Origin of the sequence: Pseudomonas arsenicoxydans (assembly GCF_006438915.1) — a bacterium.
GTDB lineage: Bacteria > Pseudomonadota > Gammaproteobacteria > Pseudomonadales > Pseudomonadaceae > Aquipseudomonas > Aquipseudomonas arsenicoxydans_A.
Window position 1 is genome coordinate 207,560 of sequence record NZ_RCZE01000006.1, and the last position, 13,964, is coordinate 221,523.

A 13,964-nucleotide genomic window follows, 5' to 3' on the forward strand; every position below is an offset into this window, starting at 1 on the left:
CGCGAAAGCGGTAGACCAGTCGGCATTGATGTTGGATGTGCTGGCCTCTTCGCGAGCAAGCCCGCTCCCACATAGAGCAGTTCCACAGTGAATTCCAATAACAATCCACAGAGGTTGAACCATGGCTGTCAACGATCGTGCAAGCAACAAACCGTTGATCGAGAAGCGCTCGATCGACTACATCCCGGAAGCGGAAAGACACGGTCGTCTATTTAGCCAGTTCACCCTGTGGATGGGTGCCAACCTGCAAATCACCGCGATTGTCACCGGGGCCCTGGCCGTGGTGCTGGGCGGTGACGTGTTCTGGTCGTTGATCGGTCTGTTGATCGGTCAACTGCTCGGCGGCGGCGTCATGGCGTTGCACGCGGCGCAAGGGCCCAAGCTGGGTCTGCCGCAGATGATCTCCAGTCGTGTGCAGTTCGGCGTATATGGCGCGGCCATCCCTATCGTTTTGGTCTGCTTGATGTACCTCGGCTTCACCGCAACGGGAACCGTGTTATCCGGGCAGGCGCTGGGCCAGTTGTTTGGTGTCAGCGACAGCGTCGGCATCCTGATTTTCGCCAGCGTCATCGTGCTGGTCACGGTGCTCGGTTATCGGGTGATCCATTGGATCGGCCGTGTGGCCAGTGTCATTGGCGTGATTGCCTTTGTTTATCTGTTCAGCCGTCTGATGAGCCAGGTTGATGTGGGCGCACTGTTGCAAATCCGCCACTTCAGCTGGAGCAGTTTCCTGCTCGCGGTATCGCTCGCGGCGTCCTGGCAGATCGCCTTCGGCCCTTACGTGGCTGACTACTCTCGCTACCTGCCGAGCAAGGTTTCCTCGGTGAAAACTTTTTTTGCCGCAGGCGCAGGTTCGGTCATTGGTGCGCAGGTAGCGATGGTCCTCGGCGTGTTCGCTGCCGCCTCGGCCAACGGCCAATTCGCCGGCCACGAAGTCGCCTACATCGTAGGTCTGGGCGGTACCGGTGCCACCGCTGCGCTGCTGTATTTCAGCATCGCGTTTGGCAAGGTCACCATCTCCACGCTGAACTCCTACGGCAGCTTCATGTGCATTGCGACCATCATCAGCGGTTTCCGTGGTGACCTGAAAGTATCGCGCTTGCAGCGCCTGGTCTTCGTGCTGGTCATCGTCGGTGCGGCGACCCTCATGGCGTTGCTCGGTCAGCACTCGTTCCTCGGTGCGTTCAAGTCCTTCATCCTGTTCCTGCTGGCGTTCTTCACGCCATGGAGCGCGATCAACCTGGTGGACTACTACTGCATCACCCGCGAGCGCTATGACGTGCCGGCACTGGCCGATCCGAACGGTCGCTACGGTCGTTGGAACGCCCTCGGTATCAGCGTCTATGTCTTCGGTGTGCTGGTGCAGTTGCCGTTCATCTCCACCAAGTTCTATACCGGTCCGCTGGTGGCGGCCCTGGGTGATGTGGATATTTCCTGGATCATCGGTCTGGTGATTCCCGCAGCCCTGTATTACGTGTGTGCGAAAAAATGGCACGGCTCCGTGCCTGATCAACTGATTCTGCCGGTCGAGCAGGACGGCGTTGTACAACCTAAAACAAGCGGGACCGGTCGCGTTGCTACGCAGGCCTGATTGGACGTGGACAGGGCTGGATGCCTCTTGACTGCCGTAAGCCAATTCATGATTAGGAGCGTCACAACAATGAAATCGAACAAGACCCTGCTGACCACATTGCTTTCCATGGGCCTGCTGGCCAGTGCCGGCGCCACCCAGGCAGCCGGTTGGTGCGAGTCGGGCAAACCGGTGAAATTCGCCGGCCTGAACTGGGAAAGCGCCATGCTGCTGACCGACGTGCTGCAAGTCGTGTTGGAGAAAGGCTACGACTGCAAGACCGACAGCCTGCCGGGCAACTCCATCACCATGGAAAACGCCCTGAGCAGCAACGACATTCAAGTGTTTGCCGAAGAGTGGGTCGGCCGCAGCGAAGTCTGGAACAAGGCTGAGAAGGCCGGCAAAGTCGTCGGTGTCGGCGCACCTGTGGTGGGCGCGATCGAAGGCTGGTACGTGCCGCGCTATGTGATCGAAGGCGATGCCAAACGCAAGCTGGAACCCAAAGCCCCGGACCTGAAAAACATCGCCGACCTGGCCAAGTACTCCGCCGTGTTCAAGGATCAGGAAGAACCATCCAAGGGCCGTTTCTACAACTGCCCGGCCGGCTGGACCTGTGAACTCGACAACAGCGAAATGCTCAAGAGCTACGGCTTGGAAAGCAGCTACACCAACTTCCGCCCAGGCACCGGCCCGGCGCTGGATGCGGCCGTGCTGTCGAGCTACAAGCGTGGCGAGCCGATCCTGTTCTACTACTGGTCGCCAACCCCGCTGATGGGCCAGGTTGATCTGGTCAAGCTGGAAGAGAAACCAGGCGTGGATAAAAGCGTGACCATCAAGGTCGGCCTGTCCAAGACCTTCCACGACGAAGCCCCAGAACTGGTGGCCGTGCTGGAAAAGGTCAATCTGCCAATCGACATCCTCAACCAGAACCTTGGGCGTATGACCAAAGAGCGGATCGAGTCGCCAAAACTGGCGAAGATCTTCTTGAAGGAACATCCTGAAGTCTGGCACGCGTGGGTGAGCGAAGACGCAGCCAAGAAAATCGACGCGGCCTTGTAGGTTGAGCCTCTCCGACTGCCGGTAGCGGCAGTCGGACGCTTGATCGCAACCCCTTGATTGAGAGTCTCTTATGTTTCCCGAAAGCTTTACCTTTTCCATCGCCGACTGGGTCAACGGTTGGGTCGATTCGCTGGTCACCAACTACGGCGACGTGTTCCGGCAGATCTCTGACACGCTGCTGTGGGCCATCGTCAACCTTGAAGGCCTGCTGCGTGCTGCGCCCTGGTGGTTGATGCTCGCCATCGTCGCGGGCATTGCCTGGCACGCCACGCGCAAAGTCGTGACCACAGCCGTGATTGTCGGCTTGTTGTTTCTGGTGGGTGCGGTCGGCCTCTGGGACAAGCTGATGCAAACCCTGGCGCTGATGATGGTCGCGACGATCATTTCGGTACTGATCGGTATTCCGCTGGGCATTCTCTCGGCGCGCAGCAATCGCCTGCGTTCGATCTTGATGCCGCTGCTGGACATCATGCAGACCATGCCGAGTTTCGTGTACCTGATCCCGGTGCTGATGCTGTTCGGCCTGGGCAAGGTCCCGGCGATTTTCGCCACTGTGATCTACGCCGCACCACCACTGATTCGCTTGACCGATCTGGGCATTCGCCAGGTTGACGGTGAAGTGATGGAAGCAATCAACGCCTTCGGTGCGAACCGCTGGCAGCAACTGTTTGGCGTGCAACTGCCCCTGGCCTTGCCGAGCATCATGGCCGGGATCAACCAGACCACCATGATGGCGCTGTCGATGGTCGTGATTGCCTCGATGATTGGTGCCCGTGGCTTGGGCGAAGACGTACTGGTGGGGATTCAGACCCTCAACGTCGGACGTGGCCTGGAAGCCGGTCTGGCGATCGTGATTCTGGCTGTGGTGATCGACCGCATTACTCAGGCGTACGGTCGGGCACGGCATGAGGTGAACAAATGAACAACGCGACCGTAAGCAAGATCGAAGTCAAAAACGTCTTCAAGATTTTCGGCAACCGTTCCAAGGATGCACTGGCGATGATTGGCCAGGGCAAGACCAAAGACCAGGTGCTGTCCGAAACCGGCTGCGTGGTCGGTGTGAACGATCTGTCCCTGAGCATCGGCACCGGCGAGATCTTCGTGATCATGGGCCTGTCCGGTTCGGGTAAATCGACCCTGGTGCGCCACTTCAACCGCCTGATTGACCCGACCAGCGGCGCGATCCTGGTGGACGGCGTGGACATCCTGCAATACGACATGGATGCCCTGCGCGAATTTCGCCGGCACAAGATCAGCATGGTGTTCCAGAGCTTCGGCCTGCTGCCGCACAAGACCGTAGTGGATAACGTCGCCTACGGCCTGAAAGTGCGCGGCGAGAGCAAGCAGATGTGCTCTGAGCGTGCGCTGCACTGGATCAACACTGTGGGCCTCAAGGGCTATGAAAACAAATACCCGCATCAGCTCTCGGGCGGCATGCGTCAGCGTGTGGGCCTGGCCCGCGCCTTGGCGGCAGACACCGACATCATCCTGATGGACGAAGCGTTCAGTGCCCTCGACCCGTTGATTCGCGCCGAGATGCAGGACCAGTTGCTGGAACTGCAAAAGACCCTGCACAAGACCATCGTCTTCATCACCCACGACCTGGACGAGGCCGTGCGCATCGGCAACCGCATTGCGATCCTCAAGGACGGCCGCCTGATTCAGGTCGGCACCCCGCGCGAGATCCTGCATTCGCCGGCAGATGAGTATGTCGACCGGTTCGTGCAGCGTCGGGCTGCGGTGGTTTAAAGCTGATAAGTGGCAAGTGGTGAAATCCATTGTGGCGAGGGGGCTTGCCCCCGTTCGAGCGCGCAGCGGTCGCTTTTTTTTGGGGGCTGCTCCGCAACCCAACGGGGGCAAGCCCCCTCGCCACAGGGTTTCATTGATCAACAGAATTGGTAGAGGCTCCAGATGTCCCAGGCTGAAAAAATCGTTATCACCGAAGCGCAGGTACGTTGGCAGGATGTGGTCGCCGTCGCCCGTCATGGCGCGCAGCTTGAGCTGTCGGCGCCGGTCTGGGCACGTATTGAAAACGCCCAGGGCATCGTCCAGCGCATCGTCACCAGCGGCGAGCGTGCCTACGGCATCAACACCGGGCTGGGCGCGTTGTGCAACGTCTCCCTGCAAGATGAACAACTCAGCCAGTTGTCGCGCAACACCCTGCTCAGCCACGCCTGTGGCGTCGGTGCACCGCTGACCAACGAACAGACTCGCGCCATCATGTGCGCCGCCGTCGTCAACTTTAGTCACGGCAAATCCGGCCTGCACCGCCAGGTGGTTGAAGCCCTGCTGGCGCTGCTCAACCGTGGTATCACCCCGCAAGTGCCGTCCCAGGGGTCCGTCGGCTACCTGACCCATATGGCGCACATCGGCATTGCACTGCTGGGTGTCGGCAATGTCAGCTATCGCGGGCAAGTCGTTTCCGCGCAACAAGCCTTGGCCGAAGAAGGCCTGCAACAGGTCAAGCTCGGTGCCAAGGACGGTTTGTGCCTGGTCAACGGCACACCGTGCATGAGCGGGCTCAGTTGCCTGGCGATTGCCGATGCCACGCATCTGCTGCAGTGGGCCGACGTGATCGGCGCCATGAGTTTCGAAGCCCAGCGCGGTCAGCTCGATGCGTTCGACGCCGAGATCATCGCGCTCAAGCCGCACCCGGGCATGCAGCAAGTCGGTATCAACCTGCGAGCGCTGCTCGATGGCAGTGAAGTGATCGCCCAGAGCAAGGGCATTCGCACCCAGGATGCGCTGAGCATCCGCTCGATCCCGCAGGTACACGGCGCCGCGCGCGATCAGCTGGCGCACGCGACCAGACAGATCGAAACCGAACTCAACGGCTGCACCGATAACCCGCTGCTGCTGGGGACGCCGGACAATTTTCGCGTCATGTCCCAGGCCAACCCGCACGGCCAATCGGTCGCGTTGGCGGCGGACTTGCTGGCGATTGCCATGGCCGAAATCGGCTCCATCGCCGAGCGTCGCCTGGACCGTTTGATCAACCCCCACGTCAGCGGTCTGCCAGCATTTCTGGTGGCCAATCCCGGGGTGAATTCCGGGATGATGATCGTGCAATACGTCGCCGCATCGCTGTGTGCGGAAAACCGCCAATTGGCGCAACCGGCGGTGCTCGACAACTACGTGACTTCGGGCCTGCAGGAAGATCACCTGAGCATGGGCACCAACGCCGCGCTTAAGCTGCTCCGCGCGTTGGAAAACTGCACGCAGATCCTCGCCATCGAGTACCTGCTGGCGGCGCAGGCGTTTGAATTTCTCAAAGAACAACGCTTCGGCGCTGGCACCGATACGGCGTGGCGTCTGCTGCGTGAACGCGTACCGGCCTACGATCAGGATCGCTGGCTGGCACCGGACATCGCCGCTGCTGCGGGCGTTTTGAAAGACCCGATTTTGCTGCACAAAGCTTTACCGAATCTGAACTGATCTCACATAACACCAGCGTGCCAAGGCGCCAGCCCTCTCAAAACGAGGGAAGCGACGGACAACGGATATCTCCGGAGCGTCTGGTAGTTAATTTAAAAAACTCTCAAAAGGAGCATAAAAATGACTGCGCTAAATTTGATTCCCGGCCAACTGAGCCTCGCCCAGCTGCGTGATATCTATCAGCAGCCGGTGAAACTGACCCTCGACAGCAGCGCCTCGGCCCAGATCGAAGCCAGCGTTGCCTGCGTGGAACAGATCCTCGCCGAGAACCATACTGCCTACGGCATCAACACCGGTTTCGGCCTGCTGGCCTCGACCCGCATCGCCAGCGAAGACTTGGAAAACCTGCAGCGCTCGCTGGTGCTGTCCCACGCCGCCGGTGTCGGCGAGCCGATCAGCGATGCGCTGGTGCGCCTGGTCATGGTGCTCAAGGTCAACAGCCTGAGCCGTGGTTTCTCCGGGATTCGTCGCGTGGTCATCGACGCGCTGATCGCCCTGATCAACGCCGAGGTTTACCCGCACATTCCATTGAAAGGTTCGGTCGGTGCTTCCGGCGATTTGGCGCCTCTGGCCCATATGTCGCTGGTGCTGCTGGGCGAAGGCAAAGCGCGCTACAAGGGCGAATGGATGGAGGCGACCGAAGCGCTGAAAATCGCCGGTCTGACTCCGCTGACCCTGGCCGCGAAAGAAGGCCTGGCGCTGCTCAACGGCACTCAGGTGTCGACTGCTTATGCATTGCGCGGTTTGTTCGAAGGTGAAGACCTGTTCGCTGGCGCTGTTGCGCTGGGTGCGCTGACCGTTGAAGCGGTATTGGGCTCGCGCTCGCCATTCGACGCACGTATCCACGCCGCTCGCGGTCAAAAAGGCCAGATCGATGCCGCCGCCGCTTACCGCGATCTGCTGGGCGAACGCAGTGAAGTGTCCGACTCGCACGAAAACTGCGAAAAGGTCCAGGACCCGTACTCCCTGCGCTGCCAGCCACAAGTCATGGGCGCCTGCCTGACCCAGTTCCGTCAGGCTGCCGAAGTGTTGGCCGTCGAAGCCAACGCCGTGTCCGATAACCCGCTGGTGTTCGCCGCTGAAGGCGACGTGATTTCCGGCGGTAACTTCCATGCCGAACCGGTGGCCATGGCCTCCGACAACATGGCCCTGGCCATCGCGGAAATCGGCTCCCTGAGCGAACGCCGCATCTCGCTGATGATGGACAAGCACATGTCGCAACTGCCGCCATTCCTGGTGGCCAATGGCGGCGTGAACTCCGGTTTCATGATCGCTCAGGTGACCGCAGCGGCACTGGCCAGCGAGAACAAGGCCTTGGCGCATCCGCATTCGGTGGACAGCCTGCCGACCTCGGCGAACCAGGAAGACCACGTGTCCATGGCTCCGGCGGCGGGCAAGCGTCTGTGGGAAATGGCCGAAAACACCCGCGGTGTGCTGGCGGTGGAGTGGCTGGCGGCGGTTCAGGGCCTGGATTTGCGCAACGGCCTGAAGACCTCGGCAAAACTGGAAAAGGCCCGCGCCATCCTGCGCAAAGAAGTGCCGTTCTATGAGAAGGACCGTTTCTTTGCACCGGACATCAATGCAGCGACCGAGTTGTTGGCGACGCGCTGCCTGAATGAACTGCTGTCGGTGAAATTGCTGCCGAGCCTGTAACCCCCCAATCGATCGTTCCCACGCTCCGCGTGGGAATGCAGCCCGTGATACTCCGCGTCACTGGACGCGGAGCGTCCCCAGAGGCATTCCCACGCAGAGCGTGGGAACGATCATTTGAACAAGACGAGGAATTCGGGATGAAAACTCTCTGGCAACACTGCCACGTCGCAACCATGGCGCAAGGCGTCTACTCGATCATCGAGGATGCGGCCATCGTGACGTCCGGTGCGCACATTGAGTGGATTGGCCCACGCACTGAACTGCCGGCGGGTGAATACCCGGCCGTCAACGATTTGAAAGGGGCCTGGGTTACGCCGGGCCTGATCGACTGCCACACCCACACGGTGTTTGGCGGTAACCGCAGCGGTGAATTCGAACAGCGTCTGCAAGGCGTCAGCTACGCGGAAATCGCCGCGGCCGGTGGCGGCATCGCCAGCACCGTGCGCGCCACCCGCGCAGCGACCGAAGATGAACTGTTCATCAGCGCCGCCAAGCGTTTGAAAAGCCTGATGCGCGATGGTGTGACCACGGTCGAAATGAAATCCGGCTACGGTCTCGACCTGGCCAGCGAACGCAAGATCCTGCGCGTGATCCGTCGCCTCGGCGCCGAACTGCCGGTCAGCGTGCGCAGCACCTGCCTGGCCGCCCACGCCTTGCCGCCGGAATACGCCGATCGCGCCGACGACTACATCGATCACATCTGCGCCGACATGCTTCCCGCCTTGGCCGCCGAAGGGCTGGTAGATGCCGTGGACGCCTTCTGCGAATACCTGGCGTTCTCGCCGGCGCAGGTCGAGCGTGTGTTCATCACCGCACAGGAACTCGGTTTGCCAGTGAAGCTGCACGCCGAACAATTGTCTTCACTGAACGGATCCAGCCTGGCGGCGCGTTATCACGCACTGTCGGCGGATCACCTGGAGTTCATGACCGAAGACGACGCCATCGCCATGGCCAAGTCCGGCACCGTCGCGGTGCTGCTGCCGGGCGCGTTCTACTTCTTGCGGGAAACCCAGTTGCCGCCGATGGATGCCCTGCGCAAGCACGGGGTGAAAATCGCCATCGCCAGCGACCTCAATCCTGGCACCTCGCCGGCGCTGTCGTTGCGATTGATGCTGAATATGGCGTGCACCTGTTTCCGCATGACCCCGGAAGAAGCCCTGGCCGGTGCAACGATTCATGCCGCCACCGCACTGGGCATGGCCGACACCCACGGTTCGCTGGAAGTCGGCAAGGTCGCGGATTTTGTCGCTTGGCAAATCGATCGTCCGGCTGACCTGTCGTACTGGCTGGGCGGTGACCTGGAAAAACGCGTCGTGCGTCACGGCGTCGAGACAAGCGTTTAGGAGAGCAGTAGTGGATAAGGTTCTGAACTTCAAACAAGGCCGCGTACCGCTGCTGATCAGTATGCCCCATGCCGGCCTTCGCCTGACCCCGGCGGTCGAAGCCGGGTTGATCCCCGACGCCCGCAGCCTGCCGGACACCGATTGGCACATTCCGCAGCTTTACGATTTCGCTGCCGAACTGGGCGCGAGCACATTGGCGGCCGAGTATTCGCGATTCGTGATTGACCTGAACCGGCCATCCGACGACAAGCCTTTGTATGTCGGCGCGACCACCGGTCTGTACCCGGCGACGCTGTTCGATGGCATTCCATTGTTCCGCGAAGGGCTGGAGCCTTCGAAAGAAGAACGCGCGACCTATCTGGAGCAGATCTGGACGCCGTATCACACGACCTTGCAGAACGAACTGGCGCGACTGAAAGCCGAATTCGGTTATGCGCTGTTGTTCGACGCGCATTCGATCCGCTCGATCATCCCGCACCTGTTCGACGGCAAACTGCCGGACTTCAACCTCGGCACCTTCAATGGCGCCAGTTGCGATCCGCAGTTGGCTACTCAGCTGGAAGCGATTTGCGCCAGGCACACCGATTACAGCCATGTGCTGAACGGGCGCTTCAAGGGCGGCCATATCACCCGTCATTACGGCAACCCGACTGAAAACATCCACGCCGTGCAGCTCGAACTAGGCCAGTGCACGTACATGGAAGAGTTCGAGCCATTCCGCTATCGCCCGGATTTGGCCGAGCCGACACAAATGGTGCTCAAGGAATTGCTGCAAGGACTGCTCACTTGGGGCAATAAACGCTACGCAGCCTAACCCTGTGGCGAGGGGGCTTGCCCCCGTTCGAGCGCGAAGCGGTCGTAGATTTTTTTGGGTCCGCTCCGCGGCCCAACGGGGGCAAGCCCCCTCGCCACAGGTTTTCATTCGTCTCGATTGCTCTTCGATTCTGTCGCCACCGTGCAAATCTCGGTCGCCACAGTTCGCTTTTACCCACTCGCTGCTGCGTAATGTGCTGAGCACGGTGCACGAAGACACCGGCCCTCACAATAATCTGCCGCACGAGACTCTCCCGATGAAAAGACTGTTCACCCGCTGTCTCTCAATTCTCTGCGGCACGGCTCTCCTGAGCACCAGCGTCCTGGCCAGCGACGATGCTTCCTGCAAAGTTGTGCGCATGGGCGTGGTCAACTGGACCGACGTTATCGCCACCAGCGGCATGGCCGATGTATTGCTCAATGGCCTCGGCTACGAAAGCAAGCAAACCAGCGCCGTGCAGCAAATCATCTTCGCCGGCATCCGCGACAAGCGCCTCGACATCTTCCTCGGTTACTGGAAACCGGCGATGGACAAAAACATCGCGCCGTTTGTGACCGCCAATCAGGTGAAGGTCATGGACAAACCGAGCCTGGCCGATGCTCAGGCGACGCTCGCGGTGCCTGATTACGTGGCTGCCGCTGGATTGAAAACCTTCGCCGATATCGCAAAATTCAAGGACCAGCTTGGCGGCAAGATCTACGGCATCGAGCCGGGCAGCGGCGCCAACACCACGATCAAAACCATGATCGAGACCAATCACTTTGGCTTGAAGGATTTCAAACTGATCGAGTCTGGTGAGGCGGGCATGCTTGCCGCCGTGCAACGGGCGGTGAATCGCAAGGAGTTCGTGGTGTTTGTCGGGTGGACCCCGCACCCGATGAACATCAATATGAAAATTGCGTATCTGACCGGCAGTGAAGACGTGTATGGGCCGAACGAAGGCGCGGCGACTGTTTCCACCGTCACCTCCCCGGATTACGCCGAGCGTTGCCCGAACGTCAATCGTCTGCTGGAAAACCTGACATTCACCGCGTCCCAGGAAAGTCAGTTGATGGTGCCGATCATGGAGCGCAAGACGCCGCAGGATGTGGCCAGGCAATGGTTGCGTGATCACCCGGAAGACTTGCAGCGCTGGTTGGCGGGCGTCAGCAGTTTTGATGGCAAGGATGGCGTCGCAACCGTACAGGCCAGTCTGAAAAACTGACCCACCGGTAATGACGAGTGCACCCTGTGGCGAGGGGGCTTGCCCCCGTTCGGCGGCGAAGCCGCCGTAGATCCGGCTGGCAAGGTGTGCCTGATGCAACTGGGTTGAATGGCTATGGGGTTGCTTCGCAACCCAGCGGGGGCAAGCCCCCTCGCCACAAAGGCCCTGTTCACGAAATTCTGACGGACTGACACTGGCTCATGACTTCCTACCCGCTTTCCGAACAGATGACGGCGTTTGTCGAGAAAACCGTCAGCTTCAACAGCACTGACACCAGCCTCGCCGGTTTGCGCCAGGCCTACAGCGAGATGTGCCGGGCGTTCACCCCGCCACGTCCTGAAGGGCTCTATGTTGTCGATTTCGATTTGGCCGGTGTGGCCGTCAGGTCTTACCAGTCACACGCCTCGCCATCGACGGATGCGTGCCCGTGCATTGTGTACCTGCACGGCGGCGGATGGGTGGTGGGGGATCTCGACTCCCATGACTTCATCTGCGCCGAGCTCGCCTCGACCCTCGGTGTGTTGGTGATTGCAGTCGATTACCGTTTGGCGCCGGAGCATCCGTTTCCAGCGGGTTTCGATGATTGCCTCAAGGTCTGGCGTGCGTTGCGTACCGGGCCGTTCCGGCTTGATCCGGAACGGACGCTGGTGATGGGGGACAGTGCCGGCGGCAATCTGGCCGCGGCATTGTGCCTGGCGCTGCGCGATGCCCACGAACCACTGCCCGCTGCGCAAGTCCTGATCTATCCGGGCCTGGGCGGCGGTCAGCAACTGCCGTCGCGCAGCGAATGCCTCGATGCACCGTTGCTTAGCAGCAGCGATGTCGATTGCTATCACGCCTTGTACTTGCGTGGCAGCCGACAGCCGGGCACCTATGCCATGCCGTTGTTCGCCGGGCATTTCGGTGGACTGCCGCCGGCCTTGATTGCTGTCGCGCAATTCGACCCGCTGCGCGATGACGGCGTGCAGTACGCCGAGCTACTGGAAGCGGCTGGCGTGGACACCACGTTGTACTACGGCGAAGGGCTGGTTCATGGCTGTTTGCGCGCGCGCGGCCAGGCCGCCGAGGTCGATGCACTCTATGAAACGCTGCTCGGGTTTTTGGCTGACAGAGTCTGACGCTGCAAGGGGCATGCTCATTGACGTAATTCGGGTTTATGATGCCGGACGGCAGAATAATAGAAGTCCCCCCAGGGATGACCTCGACCCCTTACGGAGCGCGCAATGCAGACTTTGTACCCGCAGATCAAACCCCACGCCCGGCACGATCTGGCCGTCGATGACACCCATACGCTCTACGTCGACGAAAGCGGTTCACCGGAAGGTTTGCCAGTGGTGTTCATCCACGGCGGCCCCGGCGCCGGGTGTGATGCCCAGAGCCGTCGGTATTTTGATCCCAACCTGTATCGCATCGTCACCTTTGACCAGCGTGGTTGCGGTCGCTCCACCCCCCACGCCAGCCTCGAAAACAACACCACCTGGGATCTGGTCGCCGACCTTGAGCGAATTCGCCAGCATCTGGGCATCGACAAATGGGTACTGTTTGGCGGCTCCTGGGGTTCGACCCTGGCGCTGGCCTACGCGCAAACCCACCCGGAGCGTGTCCACGGCCTGATCCTGCGCGGGATCTTTCTCTGCCGTGCGCAGGAGATCGAGTGGTTCTACCAGGCGGGCGCCAGCCGTCTGTTCCCCGATTACTGGCAGGACTACATTGCGCCGATCCCGCTGGACGAGCGCGGCGACTTGCTCAGCGCTTTCCACAAGCGCCTGATCGGCAACGACCAGATTGCCCAGATGCATGCGGCCAAGGCCTGGTCCACGTGGGAAGGCCGGACCGCGACGCTGCGTCCGAACCCGCTGGTGGTCGATCGCTTCTCTGAACCTCAGCGAGCATTGTCGATTGCACGTATCGAATGTCACTACTTCACCAACAATGCCTTCCTTGAGCCCAACCAGCTTATCCGTGACATGGGCAAGATTGCCCATTTGCCCGGTGTAATTATCCACGGCCGTTACGATGTGATTTGTCCACTGGATAATGCCTGGGAGTTGCATCAGAACTGGCCGAACAGTGAATTGCAGATCATCCGTGACGCCGGCCATGCCGCTGCCGAACCGGGCATCACCGATGCGCTGGTACGGGCCGCCGGTCAGATGGCGCGCCGCTTGCTCGACCTGCCTCCCGAAGAAGCATGAAAGGGCTGCTACAACGCGTGCGAGGTGCGCGAGTCGAGGTAGCGGGGGAAGTGGTGGGGGCGATCGACCAGGGATTGCTGGTGCTGGTCGCCGTCGAGCCCGGGGATACTCGGGCCGGCGCCGACAAACTTCTGAATAAGCTGCTTAACTATCGGGTATTCAGCGACGCCGAGGGCAAGATGAATCTTTCCCTGGCGGATGTCGGTGGCGGGTTGCTGCTGGTCTCACAGTTCACCCTGGCCGCCGACACCAAAAGCGGGCTGCGTCCGAGTTTTTCGACCGCGGCCCCTCCCGCGTTGGGTGAGGAGCTTTTCGACTATCTATTAGGTAAAGCGAAACAGGTGCATGGCACTGTGGCATCAGGTAGATTCGGCGCGGATATGCAGGTGCACCTGGTCAACGATGGCCCGGTAACCTTCCTGTTACAGACCTGAAAGCGCTTGAAACAACTTTTTAAGGGCTTTTCGACTGTAAACAGGCGTTTTTCGCGAGAAATACTTTGTTGCGCCTGATGCGTTGTAACGCGGCCTACTAGATAATCGCGCGCTACGGGGATCGGCGTTCGTTGGTCCATTTTGACTTAGGTAGAGACTTGTCCTGGACCGTTTGGGGAATCATTTAGCCCCTTCGGAGTCGGAACAATGCTCGCCAACTTGGCAAGAGTGGTTTGCAAGGTCGGTTTTTTCATGCC

At 60.3% G+C, this 13,964-nt stretch carries 12 protein-coding genes; all 12 read left to right on the forward strand.

What is annotated here, in order from left to right:
• The first annotated feature begins 121 nt into the window (after positions 1–121).
• The 12 genes from EAH78_RS14610 to dtd all read left to right on the forward strand — a co-directional run bounded on the left by EAH78_RS14610 (position 122) and on the right by dtd (position 13,707).
• Positions 122–1,591, forward strand: coding sequence for a purine-cytosine permease family protein (locus tag EAH78_RS14610; protein WP_140668149.1), 1,470 nt, complete (start codon positions 122–124; stop codon positions 1,589–1,591).
• A gap of 69 nt (positions 1,592–1,660) precedes the next feature.
• Positions 1,661–2,629: an ABC transporter substrate-binding protein gene (locus tag EAH78_RS14615; RefSeq protein ID WP_140668150.1), complete on the forward strand. Its 969-nt coding sequence runs from the start codon at positions 1,661–1,663 to the stop codon at positions 2,627–2,629.
• 70 nt (positions 2,630–2,699) lie between these two features.
• Positions 2,700–3,551, forward strand: coding sequence for an ABC transporter permease (locus EAH78_RS14620; protein WP_140668151.1), 852 nt, complete (start codon positions 2,700–2,702; stop codon positions 3,549–3,551).
• Positions 3,548–4,378 (forward strand): quaternary amine ABC transporter ATP-binding protein, encoded by an 831-nt coding sequence (locus EAH78_RS14625; protein WP_140668152.1) that lies wholly within the window; start codon positions 3,548–3,550, stop codon positions 4,376–4,378. Before EAH78_RS14620 ends, EAH78_RS14625 begins: the two co-directional genes overlap by 4 nt.
• A gap of 162 nt (positions 4,379–4,540) precedes the next feature.
• A complete protein-coding gene (locus EAH78_RS14635) occupies positions 4,541–6,064 on the forward strand; it encodes an HAL/PAL/TAL family ammonia-lyase (protein WP_140668154.1) in 1,524 nt (507 codons plus the stop codon).
• 120 nt (positions 6,065–6,184) lie between these two features.
• On the forward strand, positions 6,185–7,717 hold the full coding sequence (hutH, locus tag EAH78_RS14640; protein WP_140668155.1) for a histidine ammonia-lyase: 1,533 nt from the start codon (positions 6,185–6,187) through the stop codon (positions 7,715–7,717).
• Between the two features lie 137 nt (positions 7,718–7,854).
• Positions 7,855–9,060, forward strand: coding sequence for an imidazolonepropionase (gene hutI, locus EAH78_RS14645; protein WP_140668156.1), 1,206 nt, complete (start codon positions 7,855–7,857; stop codon positions 9,058–9,060).
• A gap of 10 nt (positions 9,061–9,070) precedes the next feature.
• Positions 9,071–9,874 carry an N-formylglutamate deformylase gene (hutG, locus tag EAH78_RS14650; protein WP_140668157.1) on the forward strand — a complete coding sequence of 268 codons (804 nt, stop codon included), beginning with the start codon at positions 9,071–9,073 and terminating at the stop codon, positions 9,872–9,874.
• A 256-nt stretch (positions 9,875–10,130) separates the two neighbouring features.
• Positions 10,131–11,078: a choline ABC transporter substrate-binding protein gene (locus EAH78_RS14660; RefSeq protein ID WP_140668159.1), complete on the forward strand. Its 948-nt coding sequence runs from the start codon at positions 10,131–10,133 to the stop codon at positions 11,076–11,078.
• Positions 11,079–11,278: 200 nt separating this feature from the next.
• Positions 11,279–12,196, forward strand: coding sequence for an alpha/beta hydrolase (locus EAH78_RS14665; RefSeq protein WP_140668160.1), 918 nt, complete (start codon positions 11,279–11,281; stop codon positions 12,194–12,196).
• Between the two features lie 105 nt (positions 12,197–12,301).
• Positions 12,302–13,273, forward strand: a complete 972-nt coding sequence (pip, locus tag EAH78_RS14670) for a prolyl aminopeptidase (RefSeq protein WP_140668161.1) — start codon at positions 12,302–12,304, stop codon at positions 13,271–13,273.
• On the forward strand, positions 13,270–13,707 hold the full coding sequence (dtd, locus tag EAH78_RS14675) for a D-aminoacyl-tRNA deacylase (protein WP_140668162.1): 438 nt from the start codon (positions 13,270–13,272) through the stop codon (positions 13,705–13,707). The genes pip and dtd overlap by 4 nt, the downstream gene beginning before the upstream one ends.
• The last annotated feature ends 257 nt before the right edge of the window (positions 13,708–13,964 follow it).

Coding starts and splice junctions, on each gene's coding strand:
- EAH78_RS14615 (WP_140668150.1), top strand. CDS start 1,661: ATGAAATCGAACAAGACCCTGCTGACCACATTGCTTTCCATGGGCCTG.
- EAH78_RS14665 (WP_140668160.1), top strand. CDS start 11,279: ATGACTTCCTACCCGCTTTCCGAACAGATGACGGCGTTTGTCGAGAAA.
- pip (WP_140668161.1), top strand. CDS start 12,302: ATGCAGACTTTGTACCCGCAGATCAAACCCCACGCCCGGCACGATCTG.
- EAH78_RS14620 (WP_140668151.1), top strand. CDS start 2,700: ATGTTTCCCGAAAGCTTTACCTTTTCCATCGCCGACTGGGTCAACGGT.
- dtd (WP_140668162.1), top strand. CDS start 13,270: ATGAAAGGGCTGCTACAACGCGTGCGAGGTGCGCGAGTCGAGGTAGCG.
- EAH78_RS14625 (WP_140668152.1), top strand. CDS start 3,548: ATGAACAACGCGACCGTAAGCAAGATCGAAGTCAAAAACGTCTTCAAG.
- EAH78_RS14610 (WP_140668149.1), top strand. CDS start 122: ATGGCTGTCAACGATCGTGCAAGCAACAAACCGTTGATCGAGAAGCGC.
- EAH78_RS14660 (WP_140668159.1), top strand. CDS start 10,131: ATGAAAAGACTGTTCACCCGCTGTCTCTCAATTCTCTGCGGCACGGCT.
- EAH78_RS14635 (WP_140668154.1), top strand. CDS start 4,541: ATGTCCCAGGCTGAAAAAATCGTTATCACCGAAGCGCAGGTACGTTGG.
- hutI (WP_140668156.1), top strand. CDS start 7,855: ATGAAAACTCTCTGGCAACACTGCCACGTCGCAACCATGGCGCAAGGC.
- hutH (WP_140668155.1), top strand. CDS start 6,185: ATGACTGCGCTAAATTTGATTCCCGGCCAACTGAGCCTCGCCCAGCTG.